This window comes from Bacillus sp. FSL E2-0195 (genome assembly GCF_038003645.1).
In the GTDB taxonomy this organism is placed as follows: domain Bacteria; phylum Bacillota; class Bacilli; order Bacillales; family Bacillaceae_G; genus Bacillus_A; species Bacillus_A mycoides.
This window is the reverse complement of sequence record NZ_JBBOPN010000001.1, coordinates 1215696-1237580: the sequence shown is the minus strand read 5'-3', so window position 1 is coordinate 1237580 and position 21885 is coordinate 1215696. Positions and strand designations below refer to the sequence as shown.

The 21885-nt window shown below is 37.5% G+C and carries 20 protein-coding genes and 2 other annotated features; of the genes, 6 read left to right on the top strand and 14 right to left on the bottom strand.

Annotation, left to right across the window (positions count from 1 at the left end; all coding sequences use genetic code 11):
• The first annotated feature begins 14 nt into the window (after window positions 1-14).
• The 4 genes from MHH59_RS06345 (at window position 15) to MHH59_RS06330 (ending at window position 6148) form a co-directional block, all read left to right on the top strand.
• On the top strand, window positions 15-1934 hold the full coding sequence (locus tag MHH59_RS06345; RefSeq protein WP_002186383.1) for a putative thiazole-containing bacteriocin maturation protein: 1920 nt from the start codon (window positions 15-17) through the stop codon (window positions 1932-1934).
• Window positions 1931-3880 (top strand): TOMM precursor leader peptide-binding protein, encoded by a 1950-nt coding sequence (locus MHH59_RS06340; RefSeq protein WP_199626847.1) that lies wholly within the window; start codon window positions 1931-1933, stop codon window positions 3878-3880. Before MHH59_RS06345 ends, MHH59_RS06340 begins: the two co-directional genes overlap by 4 nt.
• A 22-nt stretch (window positions 3881-3902) precedes the next feature.
• Entirely contained in the window at window positions 3903-5465 is a 1563-nt protein-coding gene (locus tag MHH59_RS06335; protein WP_340850975.1) for a SagB family peptide dehydrogenase, read from the top strand.
• Between the two features lie 92 nt (window positions 5466-5557).
• Complete coding sequence (locus tag MHH59_RS06330) at window positions 5558-6148, top strand: class I SAM-dependent methyltransferase (protein ID WP_201055814.1); 591 nt, start codon at window positions 5558-5560, stop codon at window positions 6146-6148.
• 32 nt (window positions 6149-6180) lie between these two features.
• On the opposite strand, the gene MHH59_RS06325 is transcribed toward MHH59_RS06330, so the two are convergent.
• Complete coding sequence (locus tag MHH59_RS06325) at window positions 6181-6591, bottom strand: DUF3908 family protein (protein WP_002126019.1); 411 nt, start codon at window positions 6589-6591, stop codon at window positions 6181-6183.
• Between the two features lie 159 nt (window positions 6592-6750).
• Window positions 6751-8085 (bottom strand): FAD-dependent oxidoreductase, encoded by a 1335-nt coding sequence (locus MHH59_RS06320; RefSeq protein ID WP_340850974.1) that lies wholly within the window; start codon window positions 8083-8085, stop codon window positions 6751-6753.
• Window positions 8086-8284: 199 nt separating this feature from the next.
• Here MHH59_RS06320 and MHH59_RS06315 point away from each other — a divergent pair, with 199 nt between their 5' ends.
• Window positions 8285-8707: a hypothetical protein gene (locus tag MHH59_RS06315; protein ID WP_002188801.1), complete on the top strand. Its 423-nt coding sequence runs from the start codon at window positions 8285-8287 to the stop codon at window positions 8705-8707.
• A 43-nt stretch (window positions 8708-8750) separates the two neighbouring features.
• Here the strand turns inward: MHH59_RS06315 and MHH59_RS06310 are convergent, their stop codons facing one another.
• Together MHH59_RS06310 and MHH59_RS06305 are read right to left on the bottom strand one after the other, a co-directional pair.
• Window positions 8751-9986 carry a TcaA 3rd/4th domain-containing protein gene (locus tag MHH59_RS06310; RefSeq protein ID WP_002186387.1) on the bottom strand — a complete coding sequence of 412 codons (1236 nt, stop codon included), beginning with the start codon at window positions 9984-9986 and terminating at the stop codon, window positions 8751-8753.
• A gap of 19 nt (window positions 9987-10005) precedes the next feature.
• The gene (locus MHH59_RS06305; RefSeq protein WP_002126012.1) at window positions 10006-10788 is read right to left on the bottom strand and encodes a zinc ribbon domain-containing protein; all 783 of its coding nucleotides are present in this window, start codon (window positions 10786-10788) and stop codon (window positions 10006-10008) included.
• Between the two features lie 200 nt (window positions 10789-10988).
• On the opposite strand from MHH59_RS06305, the gene MHH59_RS06300 reads away from it, so the two are divergent.
• Complete coding sequence (locus MHH59_RS06300; RefSeq protein WP_078178304.1) at window positions 10989-11822, top strand: hypothetical protein; 834 nt, start codon at window positions 10989-10991, stop codon at window positions 11820-11822.
• A 14-nt stretch (window positions 11823-11836) separates the two neighbouring features.
• Here MHH59_RS06300 and MHH59_RS06295 read toward each other — a convergent pair whose 3' ends face one another.
• The 10 genes from MHH59_RS06295 to trpE form a co-directional block, all read right to left on the bottom strand.
• Window positions 11837-12520, bottom strand: a complete 684-nt coding sequence (locus tag MHH59_RS06295) for a DUF2278 family protein (protein ID WP_201055810.1) — start codon at window positions 12518-12520, stop codon at window positions 11837-11839.
• A 91-nt stretch (window positions 12521-12611) separates the two neighbouring features.
• Complete coding sequence (locus tag MHH59_RS06290; protein WP_003188030.1) at window positions 12612-14111, bottom strand: L-lactate permease; 1500 nt, start codon at window positions 14109-14111, stop codon at window positions 12612-12614.
• Between the two features lie 127 nt (window positions 14112-14238).
• Window positions 14239-14589 carry a DUF4029 domain-containing protein gene (locus MHH59_RS06285; RefSeq protein ID WP_016126699.1) on the bottom strand — a complete coding sequence of 117 codons (351 nt, stop codon included), beginning with the start codon at window positions 14587-14589 and terminating at the stop codon, window positions 14239-14241.
• Window positions 14590-14663: 74 nt separating this feature from the next.
• Window positions 14664-15440, bottom strand: a complete 777-nt coding sequence (gene trpA, locus MHH59_RS06280; protein WP_201055808.1) for a tryptophan synthase subunit alpha — start codon at window positions 15438-15440, stop codon at window positions 14664-14666.
• Between the two features lie 3 nt (window positions 15441-15443).
• Entirely contained in the window at window positions 15444-16637 is a 1194-nt protein-coding gene (gene trpB / locus MHH59_RS06275) for a tryptophan synthase subunit beta (RefSeq protein ID WP_002086917.1), read from the bottom strand.
• Complete coding sequence (locus tag MHH59_RS06270; RefSeq protein WP_002126000.1) at window positions 16634-17248, bottom strand: phosphoribosylanthranilate isomerase; 615 nt, start codon at window positions 17246-17248, stop codon at window positions 16634-16636. Before MHH59_RS06270 ends, trpB begins: the two co-directional genes overlap by 4 nt.
• Window positions 17245-18006, bottom strand: coding sequence for an indole-3-glycerol phosphate synthase TrpC (trpC, locus tag MHH59_RS06265; RefSeq protein WP_002125998.1), 762 nt, complete (start codon window positions 18004-18006; stop codon window positions 17245-17247). The genes MHH59_RS06270 and trpC overlap by 4 nt, the downstream gene beginning before the upstream one ends.
• A gap of 1 nt (window position 18007) precedes the next feature.
• Entirely contained in the window at window positions 18008-19033 is a 1026-nt protein-coding gene (gene trpD, locus MHH59_RS06260) for an anthranilate phosphoribosyltransferase (protein WP_002125997.1), read from the bottom strand.
• Entirely contained in the window at window positions 19030-19617 is a 588-nt protein-coding gene (locus MHH59_RS06255; protein ID WP_201055807.1) for an anthranilate synthase component II, read from the bottom strand. The genes trpD and MHH59_RS06255 overlap by 4 nt, the downstream gene beginning before the upstream one ends.
• A complete protein-coding gene (gene trpE / locus MHH59_RS06250) occupies window positions 19614-21032 on the bottom strand; it encodes an anthranilate synthase component I (RefSeq protein ID WP_002125995.1) in 1419 nt (472 codons plus the stop codon). Before trpE ends, MHH59_RS06255 begins: the two co-directional genes overlap by 4 nt.
• 51 nt (window positions 21033-21083) lie before the next feature.
• Window positions 21084-21328 (bottom strand) — a binding site (T-box leader).
• Window positions 21329-21370: 42 nt separating this feature from the next.
• Window positions 21371-21608: a binding site (T-box leader), on the bottom strand.
• Window positions 21609-21885 lie beyond the last annotated feature (277 nt).

The window sequence follows — 21885 nt, the reverse complement described above, 5'->3', positions numbered from 1 at the left end:
TAAGGGGGATAAACATGAATAACCTTCCAGTTCATGCAAAACTTAAAGCAAATAAGGATACTTTCTTCCTCCCCGATTCAAACGGGGGTGTTTACTTTCGAAATAACTCCAGTTCATTCCGTATGGATGGTGATGGAATTTATGACTGGATTGAGAAATTAATGCCTATGTTTAACGGTAATCATTCTTTGACAGAAATAACCGATGGTCTCCCTCTCCCCTATCAAAATCGTGTATTTGAAATTGGAGAGATTTTATATGAAAATGGTTTCATTCGTGATGTAAGCCAAGATGCTCCCCACGAATTAAACAGTGCATTACTCGACAGATACGCTTCGCAAATTGAGTTTCTAGAAGCTGATTCCCATTCAGGCGCTTTAAAATTCGAAAGGTACCGCGCAGCAAATGTGCTTATAATTGGTTCTGGTGATATGCTTACTTCCCTAGTTTCTTCTTTATTAGAATCTGGTTTACCTACATTCCATTATCTTGTTACAGATCGTGCTGAAACAAACTACGATCGAATTCATGAACTAAGCGAACGTGCATATGCAAATGATGACAATGTACTTATTCAAGAAATAGATATTACAATTGATCGCCCTTTACATGAAGTATTCGAGCCTTTCGACTGGATTTTATACGTTTCCCAAAATGGAGATATTGAAAGTTTAAGAGCAATCCATACTATTTGTAGAGAATTTAAGAAAAATTTCATACCAGCTATGTGCTTATCAAGAATTGGTTTAGCTGGACCCGTCGTAACCGCAGACCGTGAAGAATGCTGGGAATCAGCTTGGCATCGTCTACACGAAACTACTTTACAAAGTGAAAATCCACCTGAACCTTTCTCACCAATTGCATCTGCAATGTTAGCAAATGTTATCGTTTTTGAGTTATTTAAACTTGTCGCTGAAGATTCACATAGGCAGCATAATCCTCAATTCTTTTTATTAAACTTGGAAACACTTGAAGGAAAGTGGCACCCTTTCATAAAACATCTTCTCGCAACCGATGAAATCTTTACAATTGATACGGTGCAAAATCTTCAAGAAAACCTTGCCCAACGTTCCGGACAATATACTTCAACTGAACTTTTTCGTTTTTTTGATACGTTAACTTCTAAAGAAGCTGGCATATTCCACATGTGGGATGAACAAGATTTACACCAATTGCCTTTATCACAGTGCAATATTCAAGTTGCAAATCCATTATCAGACGGACCTACCTCTCCCCTTCCTACTATAACTTGCGGTGGATTAACTCATAATGAAGCACGCCGCGAAGCTGGCTTAACAGGAGTTGAAACATATGTAGCTGAAATGATTCATCGTCTTATCCCCGAACATACTGATATCGGTATTGGTGCTGGGGAAACGATGACAGAAGGTGTATACCGAGCACTCCAAAAACATTTAAATAATAAGTTATATGAACGCCAATCACATATGCTAGAAGAGATTACAGAGCTTTATTTAACCGAAATTCATGATAAACATTGTAGGTTTTACTACGATGCTCTCTCTACAATTCATGAAATACCTAAAGTAGGAATGAGTGAGGAGTTACTTGGTTTTCCTGTCGTTTGGATCGGTATTAATGATAGATGGTATGGTGCGGCAAATATTAATATAACACTCGCATTAAGAAATGCTCTGCAACAAGCACTCCTTCATATTCAAAATGAAGAGATTCCTTATAAAGCTAATATGTTACCGGAATCATCCATTGTTTTATATAGTACGGATCCTGTTAGAGTAGCAATACAAGAAGAGGAAGAAATTCCAGGCGTACAGTCTTTACAAGTTGCTTTGCAAAATTTAACGGAAAACAACTTGTATCCATTCGTTTTTGATTTAGCTATTGAGTCATTTTTAAGAGACAACTTAGACGGTGTATATGGAGTATTAATTGCAAAGGAGGATGACCAATGACTCAAAACATACTACTTATAGGAGATGGCCTACTCACAGACTATGTACATGAGCAATTGTGTAAGCAATATTCACTCATCCGCCAGCATACAATTACAGAAGCTCTCCCTGAAAACATTCATCTTGCTCTCGTTTTACATGACGGGTCTCCTTCTTCCGTACATCGTGATGCTGAGCTTATCTTTCGCTCAAATAATATTCCGTGGCTTCGCGCGTTTACTTCGTTTGGTGAAGGTATTATCGGTCCTTACGTGAAGCCTCTTACAACTGGATGTTCCCACTGCGCTGATGGACGCCGGTTTATAGCTGGCTTTGATCAAAAAGAAATGTGGGAACTACAACGAAAATATGCATTAAAAGCAGAGAACGTGACGAGGCGTGATGTACGCGCCACCCAAAATGGAATGTTACAAATGTGCCAGCTCATTCATGCTGAAACAGAGAAAATATTAGCTCATGGATATTCTTCTTTAGAAAACGAACTCATTTTACTGGACTTACAAACGTTACAATGTACCCGGAATTCGTTTCTTCCAGACCCTCTCTGTCCGGTATGCAGCAATTTGCCTGACGATACAGCAGATGCAGCGCAAATTTCTTTACAACCAAGTTTGAAAACGAGTACTGAAACGTATCGCTGTCGTTCCATTCATGAGCTAAACACATTTTTAACGAGAGACTATTTAGATTACCGGACTGGTATTTTAAACGGTAAAATGCAACATTCTCTATTACCGTTTGCTGATGTCATTATAAACATGCCGTTACTGTTTGGAAATGAAGGTGTCGCGGGCCGGACTCATTCATTTTCACTTAGTGAAGCAACCGCTATTTTAGAAGGATTAGAACGCTATTGCGGTATGTCGCCTCGTGGAAAAAAAACAAATGTACATGGCAGTTTTCGTGAGCTAGAAGATATTGCACTGAATCCCCTCACACTTGGTGTGCATACAAATGAACATTACAATCGTGATAGTTTTCCATTTAAGCCGTTTGATCCTGATTATGAGCAAAACTGGGTATGGGGATATTCTTTATTACAAAGCAGGCCCCTTCTAGTTCCAGAATCAATCGCTTATTATAGCCTTGGTCATAGAGATGCTTTCGTGTATGAAACATCAAATGGATGTGCAATTGGTGGTAGTTTAGAAGAAGCAATTTTTCACGGCATTTTAGAAATTGTAGAGCGTGACGCCTTTTTGCTCACTTGGTATGCCGAATTACCTCTTCCCCGTCTCGATCTTAGTTCAGCCAATGATACTGAATTGCAACTAATGTTGGAACGCTTACGCACAATTACTGGATATGAATTATACGTTTTCAACGCGACGATGGAACATGGTATTCCGAGCATATGGGTCATTGCGAAAAATACAAGGCAAGATGGTATGAATCTCGTCTGTGCTGGCGGCGCACATATGGAACCAATTCGAGCTGTAAAAAATGCAATTCATGAAATAGCGGGCATGTTACTTATAACAGATGAAGAGCTTGAACAAAAAAGAGAGAAATATGAAAACTGTTTACAAGATCCATATCTTGTTTCGCAAATGGAAGATCATAGTATGCTGTACGGATTGAAAGAAGCGGAAGAACGCCTTCACTTCCTTTTACGTGATGATGCTCCAGTGCAAACGTTCCAAGAAATGAAGGTATTACAATCATTTGATATGGATTTAACATCTGATCTTCATCAACTTTTAAACAGGTTACATCAATCTGGACTTGAAGTAATTGTTGTAGATCAAACGGTCCCCCTTATAGAAAAGAACGGCTTACATTGTGTAAAAGTAATTATTCCAGGCATGTTACCGATGACGTTCGGTCACCATCTCACTCGGGTTACAGGACTGGATAGAGTGTATACCGTACCGATGACACTTGGATATTGGGCTGAGCCTTTAACGAATGAAAGTTTAAATCCACATCCGCATCCGTTTCCATAATTCATAGTGAGGGGGAAATTTGATGCAACCTGATACTTTTTTACATCATCTCCATTTTTCTATTAATGAAATTATGTCGTCCGATAAAGAGATTGACTGGGAAGACGCACCACTTCCTTATAAATTATATCGAAATTTACCAGTAATCCCTCTCTCTTTAGAAATCCCATTAACTTTGCGGAATTCTTCTACTAAACCTAACTTAGAGGAAATCGGTCATTATCTTTGGTACTCATTTGGTTTAACACAATTATGTCAGCCTACTATTAACCTAGAAAATAATAAAACAACGACTCTATTTCGAAGATTCATCCCTTCTGGGGGTGCTTTATATCCGAATGAATTATATATGTATTTAAAAATTGATCATTATCCAGACGGCATTTACCATTACGACGCCGCGCACCACCGTCTTATCTTACTTCGTGAAGGAAATTTTGATTCTTATCTTACAGAAGCACTCGGCAATCGTTGTAACATACATTCTTGTTTTGGTGCTGCATTTGTATCCACTATGTTTTGGAAAAACTTCTTTAAATACAATAACTTTTCGTATCGTCTGCAAGGATTAGATAGTGGTGTTCTAATCGGTCAATTACTTGAATGCGCAAAACAATTTGGTTATACAAATGGTGTATATTTTCAGTTTCTAGATCGGGCAATGAATCATTTACTTGGACTGTCAGAAGGTGAAGAAAGTGTGTATGCTGTTATTCCTTTAAGTACAGAACCGAATACAGATTCGTTTCATGATGATCATCACGAAAATAAAACTATTACTTCTCATGACTTGTTGCAGCAAATCCCGCCGTTAACACATGAGCATTTCGTTCGCTCAAAATATGTAGATGAATATCCGATGATAAAAAAAATAAACGCAGCTTCTATGATTGAATCAACAGAACACTTCCAAACATTTACCCGTGAAGAACGACAACAATATAGTGCACACGCTATGCAGCTACCTAAAGTGGAACGTTTATCATATGATTTTTTACAACTTTGTAAAAAACGATATTCACCTGATTCTGACTTCATTTTAACGAAATGGGATGCAGCCGAGCTCGCTACTCTACTACAAGCAGCGAGCCTCTCCTTCCCTTATTACAACGACCTTGATGGCAAATATTTAAATGAAAACGCACGAGTCTCACTATATGGATGTTTTTATAACGTAAAAGACATAGAAAACGGCGCTTACGCTTATAACAGTAGGACACATTCCATACAGCCAATTCGGTACGGAGACCTTCGTTATTCTCTGCAATCCAGTATGACGATGGATAACGTAAACCTTTTTCAAGTACCACTTTGTCTACATGTAATCGGAAATAAAGATTACTATAAAAATAAATTAGGTTATAGAGGATATCGAATTCATCAAATGGAAGCTGGCATGCTCGTTCATAAACTCGTTTTAGCTGCGACCGCTATGGGGATGGGCGGGCATCCGTTACTAAGTTTTGATACAAATTCATGCGATCAATTGTACGGGATTGATGCCGGAAATGAAACTTCACTCATTCAAATTCCGGTTGGGGCGTATCGAGCGCGAAATTGGCTAAAAGGGTCCTTGCATAATTAGAAGCACGCCGATTAATGGCGTGCTTTTTTTAAAGGAGTTAAATTATTAAAAGCGAAATAAATACATATTCTTATATAAAAGGAGAGTTTGAATTGAGTATTTTACAAAGATTAATCGAGCAAGCGAAAAATCCTCGCGGGACAATTGGTTCCTCTATGCTTTGCATTATGAATGCTGCGCATACGAGACTAACAAATTGGGCTTTACAAAAAATACATATACGTGAAAATGCAGTTATTTTAGATATTGGTTGTGGGGGTGGTAAAACCATACAGACTCTTTCAAAACGAACTCCGCTTGGGAAAATATACGGGATCGACTACTCCAATCAAGCTGTTGAAAACTCAAAGAAAGCAAATATGAAGGATGTCAAAGCAGCGAAAGTAATTATTCATCAAGCAAGCGTCTCCTCTATTCCATATCATCCGGACTTCTTTGATCTCATTACCGCTTTTCAAACCCACTACTTTTGGCCTGATGTTGAGAATGATATGAAAGAAGTATTTCGCGTCTTAAAACCGAATGGATCCTTTTTACTAGTCGCTGAAACTTTCAAAATCCAATATCATATGGATAAATTTAAGACGACCAAAGAATTAGTAAACCTTTTTTATGAGACGGGATTTACAAGCGTGAAATATTATGAAGAAAGAGGGTGCCTTTATTTAATAGGAAATAAGTAAAAAAGCAGACCTTTCAAGGTCTGCCTTTTTTACTAGATTACTTTAAAAATACTCTTAATTTGTCTTGCAAATAACCAGTTTTTCGTACCGTAGTTATCATTTAGACTATCTAAATTAATAGCTTTCCCGTTAGAAAACTTTAGTTCTAACGTTGTATTTTTGTCATTTGTTTTTAAGTTGCTATTTGTAATGTCATCATACTTTAATTTTTCAATCTCAATATACTCTTCCTTCTCTTCTCCGATAACGACGTGATCTTGGAAGAAGAAGAATACTTCTACTTTCTTACCGAAACAAAATATGTTTTTCGTATAAATTAATGTCGCGTTATCAAGTCCGACACATACTTCTTTCATCTCTTCAACAACGTTTCCTAAGTCTTCTTCGTTTCTTGCATTTGATTCAGCAATCCATTCTTCGATTGTATTCATGTTAATTGCCATACTGTGCCCCCTGGTTCGTTCATTGCTTTATTAAAAAACAAATACTATATGACAATATAAGCGATACGTACTATGTTTTCAAGGGTGAACGGTATATTCAAAATAAAGTGAAACTTTATTTATTCCCCTTTCACAAAAAAAATAGCACTTAAAAAAGTGCTATTCCGCTCTCCTTGCTGCTTGTTGAATTGGATCCCAAACGCTGTTATATGGTGGTGCGTAACTTAAGTCGACATCTTCTAAATCGTGAATACTCATTTTATTGAAAAGTGCCATCGCGATAACATCAATACGTTTATCTACGCCCTCTTCTCCAATTACTTGACCGCCTAATAATTGTTTCGTATCGGCGTGATATAGTAATTTCAAGTGAAGTGGCAAAGCACTCGAGTAATAGCCCGCCATATTTGTTGAATCTACTTTGACCGTCTTATACGGGATGTTTAGCCCTTTCGCTTCTTTTTCATTTAAGCCTGTTCTTGCGAGCGTCAGATTCATAAATTTAATAATGCCTGTACCTAACGTACCTTTGAATGCTCTGCGTTTATCAACCATGTTGAGTCCGGCAAGTCGCCCTTGTTTATTCGCAGTCGTTCCGAGCGGGATATGGTCATGAATTTCCTTTATAACATGGTAATGTGTTGCACAATCACCAGCAGCATATACGTCTTTCACATTCGTTTGCATATAAGCATTTACTTCAATTGCACCTTTATGGTTTTTACGTATATTTGTCCCCTCAAGAAAATCAGTATTTGACTGTACACCGACAGATACTAAAACGAGATCAGTTTTATACGTCCCTTTATCCGTCTCTAGTTGTTCTACTCTTTCTTTTCCTTTAAACGCTTTTACATTTTCATTCGTTAAAATTTCAATATTATGTTTATCTGCTTCTTTATGTATATATTCCGCCATATCGGCATCATAAATTGTGCCAATATGATCGTTTCGCTCAATCATTCTTACTTTCTTACCAAGTTCGACGAATGTTTCTGCCATCTCTAGTCCAATTGCACCGCCGCCAATAATAGTTACAGCCTCAACTTTATTCGTTTCTAGCGTTTTTAATATGCGCTCAGCATCCGGAATTGTTTTTAAAAGATGAACGCCTTGCAAATCTCGCCCTTCCCATTCTGGCATAACAGGACGCACTCCAGTCGCAATTAATAAACGGTCATACGGAAATTCAAAAACATCTTTCGTCTCCGTATGCTCTGCGTACACCATTTTCTTTTCCGTATCTACTTTCGTTACTTCATGACGTACTTTCGCATCAATTCCATATTTATCACGAAACGTCTTTACATCGCGTGCAATTAACTTTTCAGTAGAAGCAATAACACCACTAATCACATACGGTAATCCGCACTGAGCGTATGAATAGATTTCACCTTTTTCTAACGTTACAACATTTGCAGTTTCATCGTTTCTAACAATTTGCATTGCTGCACTCATACCTGCTGCATCTCCGCCAATAATGACATAGTTCACTTTACCACTCCTTCTTTTTTACATACTCTTTACGATTTCCATATTTTATAGAAATAACCCCTACTTCCATTGTAAAGAAATAGAATTCTATCTACAAATTTGGTGCACAAACCTATGCATGAATAGGTATCCGTCGTGTCTTATAAACAAGATGTTTAATATGCTATAACAGTAACTATTGAAAGTAGGTGAAACATACATGTGCGCCGGCCTTCTCGCTCAAACTCCAGAGGAACCGCAAGAACCGAAAGCCGCCATGCCACTTGATCAAGAATTTTCTATTAACGTAACATTATACAGCGCTCGTGCTTGGTTATCTAATGATGAGACTTTCGCACAAACGATTTGGAAAGGCTCTCGCTTCTCTTCAGCATCACACGCTGGCAAGTCCATCTTACCAATCGGTACTGTTAAAATTGTAAACTTATCTGATGATACAATAACAGTTACTGCCTCATCAGAAAAAGATGATACTCTCAAAATAGTCGTACCCCCTCGTTCTGAAGGTGTTTTAACATCTAGTGCATTATCTGATGTGCAAGCAAGTACATCAGGAGGAGCAAGCAAAGTCACATTCCTCTTTCATATCTTTTTCTCAAGGGATCCTGGTCCAGCTAAATAACCATAGAAAAGGTACAGCTATGCACTGTACCTTTTTCACGCGTTTATTCTCTTGATTTGATCAATTCAACATTATAAGTTTCAATATCTGTTAGCTTTCCTGTAAAATACGGATTTTCTCTATACCAAGACTGTTTTGAAAAATACGCTTGCATATCTTTCGTTTGAAACATATGTCCATGTCTTGCGTATATTTCGTTTCTTGCTATTTTCAATTGTTCTTTCGATAAATATGTTAAGTCCGTACTCGTTAATTTTCGAATATCACTATCAGGGAAGATGAAACCATTATATACATAATGAGTCGTAGGCGGTGGAGTAACATTGTAAACAACTGTTTTTTCTACACTTTTCTTTTGAAATGGAAGATTATAAGCCGAAAGTGCCGTTACCGTTTCTACCTTTGTCGTTTCCCTTCCGTTTTCTCCATTTCGTTCTAAATAAATCGCCGCACTTCCATCAGTCGCTATCGGTCCCCACGTAATTTCTTCTCCAGTCAACGCAGTAACTGGCTTTTGATTCACGTACAATGTTGCACCAGACGCATTCGTTTGAACTGTAATATATTGCCCTTGCAACGTTAAATCTACCGTTACATTATTTTGACTTTGTTTCATAAGTACAACCTTTTCCTCACGTGATAGTTTTACATAGTCATTTTTATATTCAGATTGAAATACTTGAGTTCCAGGAAGAAACGGTCCATATTGCTTCTCAAACTTTTTGTCATTTGTCTTATCAATTTCTTTTCCGTTCAATTTTAAAGATGTACCTTTTTCATTTGTAAGCAGAGTCGTATAATACGTCTTCGCTTTCAATTTATACCGATCAAATAAAAAGAAATGTTTCCCATCTTTCGTTAAAGAAAAATCTGCTCTTTCTATTCCATCCCCTTGTTTTTCACCTTGCCTCAAATATTCTTTCAATTCATTCACGTAAAATGGATTTTCTTTTATATATGAAAATAGAGGCGTTAAACTCTCTCTCGTTACAATAACGGTTGGATCATCTGCCGTGATGATCTCAGCTAATTTCTCCCCGTCCCTCTCTTGTAAAATAGTAATCATTCGGTCTACTTGTGCCGTCTGCTTATAATACGATGATCCATACAAATACAATCCAACAATTACTATAACAAGTAATGTTAAGAGTGTAATGCCAACTTTTGTACCACCGCTCATTTTCTTCTTTACTACAAGACTTTCCCTCTTCATCCCGCAGTTTTGGCAAAATTGCACTCCATCTTCATACTGAGCTCCGCATTTTGTACATACATTCATCCATTCAACCACCTTTTCGTTAGAAGCCTGTTAATCCCCCGATAAAGGTTTGGATTATCGTTTTAATGTAAGACCAAAACACGATAAACGTTGCAATTCCGATTAAAACATTTGCGATAATAAGTGTGTAAACAGGATCTACTCCGCCGTTGTCTAATTTTAATATAGCTACAATTATACTGATTCCCATATACGTTGTAGCCAGCCCTAATAAGATTGGTAAAAAAAAGATTAATAGGAAACTAAATAGAAAAGAAAGAACTAGTATAGCAATAGCTGGCGTCGCTATCGTCCCCCATATACCGAATGATTCAAGAAAAGAAAAAGATGATTTCATCATCTTACCACTTACAAAAATAATAAATCCGACAAATAAAGTTAAAATTAATAAAAAGAAAAAGACCATTACAGATTCTCCAAAAAAAGTAGGAGTAGCTATATCTGGCACTAATGTCCTCGTAACAGTCGCCGCTGCGCTCATCATTCTATAAAAAATACATGCTCCTAAAAAGCAAATAAGCACAAGACTTACAATTCCATTTCGCACTTCAATATTTCCACTTTCCATAATGGCCGATGGTGATTTAAAAGCATTTTTAAAGAACTGAAAATAGCCACTTGCAAATTGTTTCACTTGCTCTACCGTTTCATTCGGACGAGTTTCCTTTACTCGTGCCGGGCGCGATAGCTGCCCTTCTTCTTGCCCACCACTCGCTACCACTTCTTCCGTTAACGAATGTCCACAATTGCCGCAAAACCTTGCTTCCGCTGCATTTTCAGTATTACATGCCGGACATTTCATTCTCTCATCCCTCCTTAAGCATATACCTTATAGGGTGTTACAAATTCAATATATGACTTTGTACATAAAACATGACTACAAGAAAAAGAATATGAAATCCTTCTTTTAAACGAAACTATGTGTGCTAGTAATATAGAAAAATAATGTTATTATGAAACAGAGCAAATAAAGTGAAACTTTAAACAGATTGGATGAAGACAGTGGAATTTGTAAACTCGATTTTTCAAACACTCCTTACAAGTGTGATCCAATTATTTTCTTTAATTGGTGTCATCATTGTAATTGGATTTATATTAGGTTATTTAGAATCTCTCACACGAACGTATTGGTCAAGAGCTTTTGGTAGGAAAGGTTTTCTTTTAACCGCGTGGATTGGTGTTCCCGTTCATGAGCTTGGACATGCAATTATGTGTCTATTATTTCGTCATAAAATTGTAGCAACGCAGTTTTTCCCAACAGATACAAGTCAGGGAGCTTTAGGTTACGTACAACATCAATACAATCAAAAAAGTATATACCAACGAATCGGTAATTTCTTTATCGGCATCGGTCCTATTATTTCTGGGATTACTGCCTTAATACTTTTAATGCGCTATTTCGTACCAGATTCATATTCTTTATTTAATACGAATCTGGAAAAAACTGTTACATCGACTTCTATTAGCTTAGACATGATCCAAAACATGCTAATATCGACGTTTGTATTATTGAAAAGCTTATTTACATTTAGCAATTTATTGAATCCTTCATTTTGGTTATTTTTATTTATCGCTATTTGCATTTCCGCACATATCGCTTTAAGTAAACCAGACATTAAAGGATCAATAGACGGTGTTATCGTCATGTTTATCGTATTATTTTTATTCAATATAATAGCGGGACTGTTTCAGTACGATAGTAACCAACTAATCGGTAAAATGATGAAGTATAATATGTATTTCATCGCGTTTTCTAGTGTGGCGCTTCTTTTCTCTTGTATTTCTACACTTGTGAGTTTTGTGTTTTATAAAATAAGAAGAGGGCGTTCATTGTGAACGCCCTCTTCTCATCAATTATTTCTCTTATAATCACAATGCTCAACCGGAACACGAGCGTGCCCTTCTTCATCGGTACACCATGACTGTGACTGAAAGGCAAGAAAAATACCAATCCACTCTTCCTTCTTCTCAAAGTGAATCAATATCCCACCGTCTTGCCATTTGCCATCATCACCTTGCCATTTCTCTACATTCCCTTGATTCATATGAATATCGTGTATACCGTTTCCAGGTGTAAAGTGGAAATACGAATCCGGAACCTTTTCTTCTGGTCCCCACCTTTCACCAAACGCATAAATAATTGCTTTCTCATCTATTGCTCTTTTTATATAATGTTCTATTTTCTCATTTAAATCATTATCAGATCCCGATTTTTCAGCAGGTAAAGGAATCATTCGCTTTGAATCAAATAAATTACCTCTTACATAATCTAAAGCTACTTTCGGCTCATTGTTTTTCACTTCCGTAAAACCGAACGGTAATGTCGGTAAAATATGAATCGCCTCTGATCGAATATTGTTACTCGCAAAATATAAAACTTCCGACGGATAGCTTTGCGATTTCACGTTAATTGCAATGCGATAATTAACTCCTGCTTCGCCTTGTAAATGAACTTGATAATGAGGTGTTTTCCCTTTTCCAATCTTAGATTGTACAACTGTACCTTTTAATACACCGTAGTTTTTTAAGGGCATCTCTTTCATCTCCTATTCATTTAGTAGAAGCTTTTCATACTTTAGGCATTATCCATATAAAAAGAAAATCCTCCTTTCCCAGGAGGATTTCTTATTTTCTCAACATATACCAAACAATAACCTCCACCACTACAAGCAACACCGCACCAAAAATCATTAACGTCGTCTTCTTTAATAGTTCATTTTCACGATAAGGGATATTACATAAATACGCGCCTAGTGTAATCCGTGATGGACAAGCGATTGTGGCTACTGATGATGCGGTGTTTTGGAGTGTTGTGACATATTGCCACGGGATCGCTACGTTTTGCGCTGTTTGCATTTGTAGCTTTATAAACATCGCATTTGATCCTGCGTTACTACCTGTTAAAAAGCCGCCAATTCCGCCTATGAAAGGAGCAACGAAAACGAAAAACGTCCCAAATGTTTCACCAGCTGTTTTTGCGAGTAATGAATGCATACCAGATGCACCCATTAGTTCTGAAATTGCGATAAACATTGTCGTTGTAATAGCGAAAGGAATCCATTGTTTTATCGTTTGTGAGAGTGATTGTTTAATAATATTTGATGGAATGCGGAAGAAAATAATTGTAAATAAACAAGTCATAGCGAGCCAAAATCCTGGTGAATATAGTAGCTCTAGTTTGTAAGAATATGATTTTAAATCGAGAACTGCATATGACCTAAGAAAATCATGTAATACTGGAACGAGGCGGGAAAGTAAAATACAAACTGTTAAGAATATATAAGGGCTAATAATTTTTATAATAGATACTTCTCTCTCTGCAGTCGCCGCATGTTCTGTTATAAAGTTTTGCTCACTTTTGCCTTTTAATTTAATGATTAGAAAGCCAAATGTAATGGTAACGATAGAACTTAATATCCCTGCAAGTTCAACACTTACGTATGCGTTAGAAAGATAGATTCCGAGAGAAAATAATAGAAAGAATCCTACTCCTTCCTTACACTTTTCTATAACTGCCTGCCAGCCACCGACAACGTATAAAGAAAGGAAGATAAAATATGCGAAAATCGGGATGCTTAATAATGCTGTATTTGTACCAAGAGTTGTGAGCGGCATGTTAATAAGCTGAGAACCGATAATCGTACCCGTTGCCATCGCGCCCCATGAACTTGCAAGTAAACCGATAAACGATAGTAGCACAGCTTGAAACGGTTTATAACCAAGCGAAAGAAAAATAGGTGCTGCGACCATAAAACCAATTCCGAATCCACTTACTGATTCAATAAGTGGACAAATGCCAAAGCACATAAGAAGCATTTGTAGTAAGCGATCGTGCGTAACTTCTTCTAGAAAACGCGCTACTTGATCGATGTACCCCATTTTGTTCATGAGGTGAAATAAAAAAATACCGAAAAATAAAACGTATCCGACAATAAAACAAATTAACCAACCTTTAATCGTTGCGTGCACAGTTTCACTTATCCCTAATTGGAACGTTGGCGAAAGTAAAACGATTCCGACAGAAACGGCATAAGAAATTAATGAAGCCCTTAATGACGTTTGTTTAAACAAAAATAAACAAATAAAAATCATCATAATTGGGATAAGTGCCAACAATATGGCCATGCTATCATCTCTTTTCGTAAAAATTGCAATTTTTAACTATTATATAACAGATGTTATGATTTTCAATTATTTTTATAACAGATTTTAAAAAGGAGCCGCTTGGCTCCTTTTTTGAATAACTAATATTTTATCTTTTATCCTGAAAAACCGTCTGCTGTCCAATCATTTTTTCTAGTACAACAAACACAATATAAGCACATATTACTTGCAATACAATATTCCCAAGTTTTATTAATTCAAATGAATGGATCCATTGGAATAATTCACTTAATAATACAATCGAAACGATACTAAATAGTTCTATACTAATCGAAAATATACATACTTCTAAAATAGATTGCTCTTGTATTCGATTTAATTGGGAAAAGATGAATACATATCCTAAAAACAGAGCCATCAACTCTATTTTCGTCATGCTAATGAGCCAAGCGTATAATGGTACAGTTAAAAAAAGATATAATAGTTTACGTCTTAGCATGCCTTCTCACCCTCTAAGTTATAAGTATTTTCTGTATATTTTAACATTTATTACACAAAAGAAACAGAAGAGACTTAAGCCTCTTCTGTTTCTTTTACTGCATGTATTAACTCACAAATTTCTTCTCGCTTTTCATTTTCTAACAGCTCAATGACTTTACTTCCAACGACAACGCCGTCACATATTGTAATCATTTCTTCAATTTGCTCTCGTGTTGAAATACCGAATCCTGCGACTACTGGTAAGTGGACGTGTGCTTTTACTTTTTCTAAGTAACTACGAATCTCATCTTTAAAGTTTTGACGTACTCCCGTTACGCCCGCTACTGTAACGGCGTAGACGAATCCTTGTGATTCACTCGTAATTTTTTCAATTCGTTCAATAGGGCTCGTTACGGTAACGAGTGGAATTAAAGCGATATTCGCCACGCGAAGGAGCGGTGCAATAATGTCTTGTTCTTCATACGGTAAGTCCGGAACGATAATACCGTCCACCCCTGCTTCAAGACAGCTGTCAATGAAACGTTCCTTTCCGAATACGAGTACTGGATTTAAATATGTCATAAGTACAAATGGAATTTGAACTTCTTGCCTCACCTCTATTAATGCTTGAAAAATACCTTTCAATGTTACACCGCTATCTAATGCTCTTTTTCCTGCCCTTTGAATAGTTGGACCGTCTGCGACTGGATCTGAGAACGGAATACCGATTTCAACGATGCTTGCTCCTGCTTCATCAAGAAAACGAATTCTTTCTTTTAACTTTTCAAGTCCACCATCTCCGCCCATTACATACGGAATAAATGCTTTCTTGCCATTTTCAAACGCTGCTATAATTTTTTCTACTCCCATTTTTTACACCTCTTCCATATAACGTTTTATACTCTCTACATCTTTATCACCGCGGCCGGATAAACAAATGACAAGTCCTTCGTCTTTCTTCATTTGCGGCGCTAGTTTTAAAGCGTATGCAACAGCATGTGAACTTTCTAATGCCGGGATAATCCCTTCTTTTTTCGTTAATAATTGAAATGCTTCTAACGCTTCTTCATCTGTAATGGAATGATAAGAAACGCGGCCAATATCTTTTAGCAAGCTATGTTCTGGCCCAACACCTGGGTAATCCAGCCCTGCCGAAATAGAGTGCGCTTCTTGAATTTGCCCTTCTTCATTTTGCAGAAGGTACATCATCGATCCGTGTAAAACACCGACACTTCCTTTCGTTAAAGTGGCTGCGTGCTTTTCTGTGTGAACACCTTTTCCAGCTGCTTCAACACCGTAAAGAGCAACTTCTTCATCGTGTACGAACGGATAAAACATTCCCATTGCATTACTACCACCGCCAATACAAGCAACGACTGCTTCTGGTAATTTTCCTTCTAACGCTTCGTATTGCTTTTTCGTTTCTTTCCCAATTACACTTTGGAAATCACGAACAATTTGCGGGAATGGATGTGGCCCGAGAACTGATCCCATAATGTAGTGCGTATCGTGTACATGTGAAACCCAGTAACGCAGCGCCTCGTTTACCGCATCTTTCAACGTGCCGCTACCTGCCGCAACGCTTTCTACTTTTGCTCCGAGTAATTCCATTCGAAACACGTTTAATTTTTGTCGTCTCACATCTTCTTCTCCCATGAAGATGACGCATTCTAAACCGAAAAGTGCACATACAGTAGCTGTTGCAACTCCGTGTTGTCCTGCTCCTGTTTCAGCGACAACTTTCTTCTTACCCATTCTTACCGCAAGAAGTGCCTGACCGATTGTATTGTTAATTTTATGAGCTCCCGTATGGTTCAAATCTTCACGTTTCAAATAGATTTTTGCTCCGCCGCAATACTTCGTCATATTTTCAGCGAAATAAAGCGGTGTTTCTCTTCCAACATACGTTTGTAAATAATGATCTAATTCCTTTTGAAACGCTTCATCTTGCATCGCTTCTTTATATGCTTCTTCTAATTCTAATACGGATTGCATTAACGTTTCTGGAACGTATCGTCCTCCGTATATACCGTAATGACCTTTTTCATCTGGATATGCGTAGTTCATTTTGAACACTCCTTCGCTTTTTTAATAAATTGTTTTATTTTCTTTAGATCTTTCTTTCCTTCTGTCTCTACTCCGCTGCTCACATCGATCATATATGGCTGAACGGTTCGAATTGCTTCTTCTATATTAAGGATGTTTAATCCACCAGCTAATATCGTTTTCTCTCGCAACTCGTTTGGCATATGTGCGAGTAACTCCCATGAGAATGTCTTTCCGTTTCCTCCGTGGAACTTTTCTTTCGGGCTATCAAATAACAGATAATCTGTATCGTATTTTTTCGCACATTCAATATCTTTCTCTAAAGCTACTCCTACTGCTTTTATAGACGGAATATTCAATCTCTTAATTTGATGATTGTCTTCATCCCCATGTAGTTGCACATGCGTTAACCCGCACTCCTCTGCAATTTTCTGGATCACTTCTACTGATTCATTTACGAAAACACCTACCTTGAAAACGTGGACTGGAATTTCCCCAATAATTTCTTTCGCTAGCCCTGGGGTGATTTTCCGCTTACTTTCTGCAAAAACAAATCCAATTGCATCTGCTCCGTATTCGCAAGCATGTTTTGCTGTTTCAACATCAGTGATGCCGCAAATTTTCACTTTCATATGTTCACCTTACAGTCTTCGAAAAAGTTACTTATAGAAGATGATGTCATAAGTGCTTCTCCAACTAATACACCTTTTGCACCAGCTCGTTTGACGCGAATAATATCTTCTTTTGAATGAATGCCGCTTTCACTAATCCAAAGTAGGTTTTCCTCATTCAGTCGTTTTCCGAGCTTTTCAGTTTGGCTTAAATCTACTTCAAATGTTTTTAAATTACGGTTGTTAATACCGATAACGTGCGGATTTAATCGGATTGCAATTTCTAATTCCTGTTCATCATGAACTTCAACAATCGCTTCTAATCCTTTTTCTAGCACGTAGTTATAAAGCTCGTTTAATTTCTCTTTTGACAATGCTGCAACAATTAATAAAATAAGATCTGCTCCTGCTTCATACGCTCTATCAATTTGGATTTTATCGATTATAAAATCTTTACATAAAAGCGGAATGTTACTTTCTGCTCTTGCCGTTTCTAAGTCGTGAAACGACCCTTTAAAAAATTGACCGTCTGTTAAAACCGAAACTGCTCCAGCACCGCATTCTTCATATGTTTTCACTTGTTTTGGCACATCAACGTGTAAATTAATATCACCTTTTGATGGAGACGCTCGCTTTACCTCTGCTATTACAGTAAACTGCTCTAAAGCTTTTACAAGTGAGTGTGTTTTCCTTTTTTCTTTCACTGGTGAATATGTTTCATATAACTCCGCAACTTCTACTTTCTTTTGCTCTACAATTTTGTCTAAAATCGTCCCCATTTTAATTCACCCTTTCTAATTTTTCATGGCTTGCTGCAATTAATAAGTTTAGTTTGGCTAATGCTTTTCCAGAGTCAATGCTATGTGCCGCTAGTGTAATTCCTTCTTCAATCGTTTCTGCTCTTCCATTTGCGAAAAGGGCTAGACCTGCATTTAATAAAACAGTATCGCGATAGACACTCTTTTCTCCGCTTAATACTCCGAGTGTAATCTTTGCATTTTCTTTTGAATTCCCACCTCTAATTTCTTCATTTTTCACTCTTGAAAAACCATACTTTTCTGGATCAATACTCATTTCTACTATTTCATTATCTTTTAAAACGACGACATGATTTTCTCCCTGTAATGATGCTTCATCTAAAAAGCCACTTCCGTTTACGACGAGCGCTTGTTTTCTGCCAAGTTTCTGCAATACTTCCGCTACCGGCAATAACATATCTCGCTTATAAATACCGACAAATTGTGTTTCTAAATTAACCGGATTCGTCAACGGTCCAATTAAGTTAAAGATCGTCGGAACGTTTAATTCTTTTCTTATTTTCATAATGCGTCTTAATGCTGGATGCATCGCTGGTGCGAATAAGAAGGCAATCCCTACAATTTCTAATAAGTAGTCAATTTCACCGGGCGTACAACTAATGTTTACACCGAGTTCTTCTAATAAATCAGCACTTCCTGTTTTACTAGAAACAGCGCGGTTTCCATGTTTCGCAACCTTTACACCAGCTCCGGCAAGTACAAATGCCGATGTTGTACTAATATTGAATGTTTGCGCACCGTCACCACCCGTTCCACAATTGTCCATCGCGCCTTTTATATGATTTGAAAACGGTAATGCCTTTTCGCGAAGAGCACGAACGAGACCGTATATTTCTTCTGCTGTTTCGCCTTTCGCTTTCAGCAATACTAAGAAAGCTGCAACTTCACTTTCCAATATGTTGTCACTTAATAAAAGAAGTCCCGCTTCATACATTTCTTCTTCTGTTAAATGTTGTCCCTCTACTAATTTTCGAAGATAACTGTTCATACTCTCTCCTCCTCTTTCACTTCTGCTAAAAAGGCACGTATTAACTTTCCGCCTTCTTCTGTTGCAATTGATTCTGGGTGAAACTGTAATCCGACGAGCGGATAATAGTTGTGACGAACTGCCATGATTTCTCCGTCATCCATCGCTGTCGCAAGTATGTCAAAACACTGCGGCAAACTATTTTGCACTGCGACGAGTGAATGGTAACGCATTGCTGTTAACGGCTGCGTTACGTACGAAAAGATTGACGTTCCGTTATGTTTCACACGCGATGTTTTTCCGTGTTTAATGCGCTCTGCTCTAACAATTTCTCCTCCAAATGCGGATATGATTGCTTGATGGCCAAGGCAAATTCCTAAGATGGGAACGTTCTTATAAAAATGACGAATAACATCGATACAAATTCCAGCATCTTCTGGTTTCCCAGGTCCTGGTGAGAGCACAATTCCTTTCGGCTTCATCTCCTCTAATTGTTCAATTGTTATTTGATCATTTCTTACGACAACAATTTCTTTCTCGTACTCGCCTAATAGTTGATACAAGTTATATGTGAACGAATCATAATTATCGATAAGTACAATCATTTCATAACCTCCAAAAGCGCTCTCGCTTTATTTAATGTTTCTTCATATTCAGCAACCGGGTCTGAATCGTAGACGATACCCGCTCCTGCCTGAACGTACGCTTTCTCGTCTTTTACAACCATCGTTCGAATTGCTAGCGCCATATCAAGATTTCCTGAGAATGAAATATATCCAACTGCTCCGGCGTATACATTTCTTTTTTCATGCTCTAACGTATTAATAATTTCCATCGCTCTAATTTTCGGAGCACCTGATACTGTACCCGCTGGTAAACAATACGCTAATGCATCAAATCCACTTATTCGTTTTCGCAATGTTCCGTAAACTTCAGATACAATGTGCATAACGTGAGAGTATTTTTCTACTTTCATATATTTATCTATCATCACAGATCCAATTTCACTTACTCTGCCAATATCATTTCGCCCTAGGTCCACAAGCATCATATGCTCCGCCCGCTCTTTCTCATTTCCTAACAGTTCTTTTTCGATTTCCTCATCTTCCTGCTCCGTTTTCCCTCTCGGTCTCGTACCCGCAATTGGGTTCGTCATCACTTTATCCTCTCTAACTGATAACAAACTTTCCGGCGAAGAACCGAGTACAACGTAATCTTGAAAGTCGATATAAAACATATATGGCGACGGGTTTGCAATGCGAAGTTTTCGGTATAGTGCAAATGGATCGCCTTTACACTCACTTTTCAAACGCTGAGATAATACGACTTGGAATATGTCCCCGGCTCGTATATGTTCTTTCGCCGTTTCTACCATTTCGCAAAACTCTTTTTCCGTTATGGAAGAAGTGAATGATAATGTTGATTGTATTTCATTTACTTCCGCTTCTTCTCCCTTTAGCACTTCCTCTTTGTATACTTGCAATCTTTCGTATACTTCTTCATAAGAAGCTGAATCGTCTTCCCTGCATACATATACAAATGAAAACTTTTGGCGTAAATGATCGTAAACGGTAAACTCACGATATAGTAAAAGGTGTACTTCTGGAATATTTAATGGATCGTGTAAATCTGCTCCAATGTTTTCATACTGCCGAATGACGTCATAACCAATATAACCAACTGCTCCTCCGCAAAATGGGAATGGACTCTCTACTAGCGATGGTGCGATTACCTCTTCTAACACTTGCAATACGTTACCTTGCAACTTTTCTGTTTGCCCATACATCGTTCGTTCTACTTCTATACCGACGCTTTTCACTTCTCCATATGGATTACACCCTAAGTAAGAATAGCGCCCTTTATCTGGATGAAGCTGTGAGCTTTCTAATAAAAACTTTTTCTTTCCCTTCATACGTCTATATAAAGAAATTGGCGTAATGCTATCTCCTTCTTCTTCAGCGATTACTAAAAATGTTTTTCTTTGTTCTTTTTGCTTCATAAATTCCTCTTTTGTCATCATGCCTTTCACCTCACTCTGAAAAATAAAAAAGTCCCCTACATATCGAAATATGTAGAGGACGATAAATTTACCGTGGTACCACCTCAGGTTGGACGCAAAAGCATCCCGCTTTATTCAGGTACAAAATATATACCTTATCCTTGTAACGGCGGAACCCGGGTTGCCTACTGAAAACAATTGTTCAGCATACCTCTCGTAAGCCCATTCCGTATATGGCACCGCACCGGGCTCCCACCTATTCCCGGCTCTCTGTAACGTCTCCATTATACGTACTCTTCTTACTTAAACGATTTAACATATTTAATTTTTTATACACAAAAAGGGAGTACTCATCCTATAGAAAGGACGGGTACTCCCGTGGTGCCACCTTAATTCGTTACAAACGTAACGCACTTTACCGTATCAAAAACAATACGTGTCTCTTATATCGATGAGATCATGTCGCCAAAGCCTACTTCTTTCGTTTCGGTTTGGAAGCTCCGAAGCCCATTCCACATCAATTCCATACTGATTCGCACCAACCATCAGCTCTCTGACATGTTCATCATGTGTACTCTTCTTCATCAAAGCTTGCATTTTTTTAAGTTTCACTCATTATATTCCTCACGTTTCTAAAAAGTCAATACTTTTTTCGAAAAAAATATTTTTTCTTCGTTCGATATTATATTGACAAAACAACCTGTTTTTATGTAAATATAATAAATACTCTATTAAAATTAAGGTTTTTTGTCAGAAAATCATATATTACAAAAGCGAAACATTGTCAAAAAACGCTTACATTTCAGAAAATTCATATTTCTGAATGGATTTTTCTGAATAATCATGATAGATTATAAATATGCATAACGCATCA

What these genes read in the sequence shown, in the direction of transcription:
- MHH59_RS06310 (WP_002186387.1), bottom strand. Translation starts at nt 9,986, where the DNA reads ATGAATGTATGTACAAAATGCGGAGCTCAGTATGAAGATGGAGTGCAA.
- trpA (WP_201055808.1), bottom strand. Translation starts at nt 15,440, where the DNA reads ATGGGAGTAGAAAAAATTATAGCAGCGTTTGAAAATGGCAAGAAAGCA.
- MHH59_RS06270 (WP_002126000.1), bottom strand. Translation starts at nt 17,248, where the DNA reads ATGAAAGTGAAAATTTGCGGCATCACTGATGTTGAAACAGCAAAACAT.
- trpD (WP_002125997.1), bottom strand. Translation starts at nt 19,033, where the DNA reads ATGAACAGTTATCTTCGAAAATTAGTAGAGGGACAACATTTAACAGAA.
- MHH59_RS06325 (WP_002126019.1), bottom strand. Translation starts at nt 6,591, where the DNA reads ATGGCAATTAACATGAATACAATCGAAGAATGGATTGCTGAATCAAAT.
- MHH59_RS06340 (WP_199626847.1), top strand. Translation starts at nt 1,931, where the DNA reads ATGACTCAAAACATACTACTTATAGGAGATGGCCTACTCACAGACTAT.
- MHH59_RS06285 (WP_016126699.1), bottom strand. Translation starts at nt 14,589, where the DNA reads ATGCTAAGACGTAAACTATTATATCTTTTTTTAACTGTACCATTATAC.
- MHH59_RS06290 (WP_003188030.1), bottom strand. Translation starts at nt 14,111, where the DNA reads ATGGCCATATTGTTGGCACTTATCCCAATTATGATGATTTTTATTTGT.
- MHH59_RS06335 (WP_340850975.1), top strand. Translation starts at nt 3,903, where the DNA reads ATGCAACCTGATACTTTTTTACATCATCTCCATTTTTCTATTAATGAA.
- MHH59_RS06295 (WP_201055810.1), bottom strand. Translation starts at nt 12,520, where the DNA reads ATGCCCTTAAAAAACTACGGTGTATTAAAAGGTACAGTTGTACAATCT.
- MHH59_RS06315 (WP_002188801.1), top strand. Translation starts at nt 8,285, where the DNA reads ATGTGCGCCGGCCTTCTCGCTCAAACTCCAGAGGAACCGCAAGAACCG.
- trpE (WP_002125995.1), bottom strand. Translation starts at nt 21,032, where the DNA reads ATGATGACAAAAGAGGAATTTATGAAGCAAAAAGAACAAAGAAAAACA.
- MHH59_RS06345 (WP_002186383.1), top strand. Translation starts at nt 15, where the DNA reads ATGAATAACCTTCCAGTTCATGCAAAACTTAAAGCAAATAAGGATACT.
- trpC (WP_002125998.1), bottom strand. Translation starts at nt 18,006, where the DNA reads ATGGGGACGATTTTAGACAAAATTGTAGAGCAAAAGAAAGTAGAAGTT.
- MHH59_RS06255 (WP_201055807.1), bottom strand. Translation starts at nt 19,617, where the DNA reads ATGATTGTACTTATCGATAATTATGATTCGTTCACATATAACTTGTAT.
- MHH59_RS06305 (WP_002126012.1), bottom strand. Translation starts at nt 10,788, where the DNA reads ATGAAATGTCCGGCATGTAATACTGAAAATGCAGCGGAAGCAAGGTTT.
- trpB (WP_002086917.1), bottom strand. Translation starts at nt 16,637, where the DNA reads ATGAACTACGCATATCCAGATGAAAAAGGTCATTACGGTATATACGGA.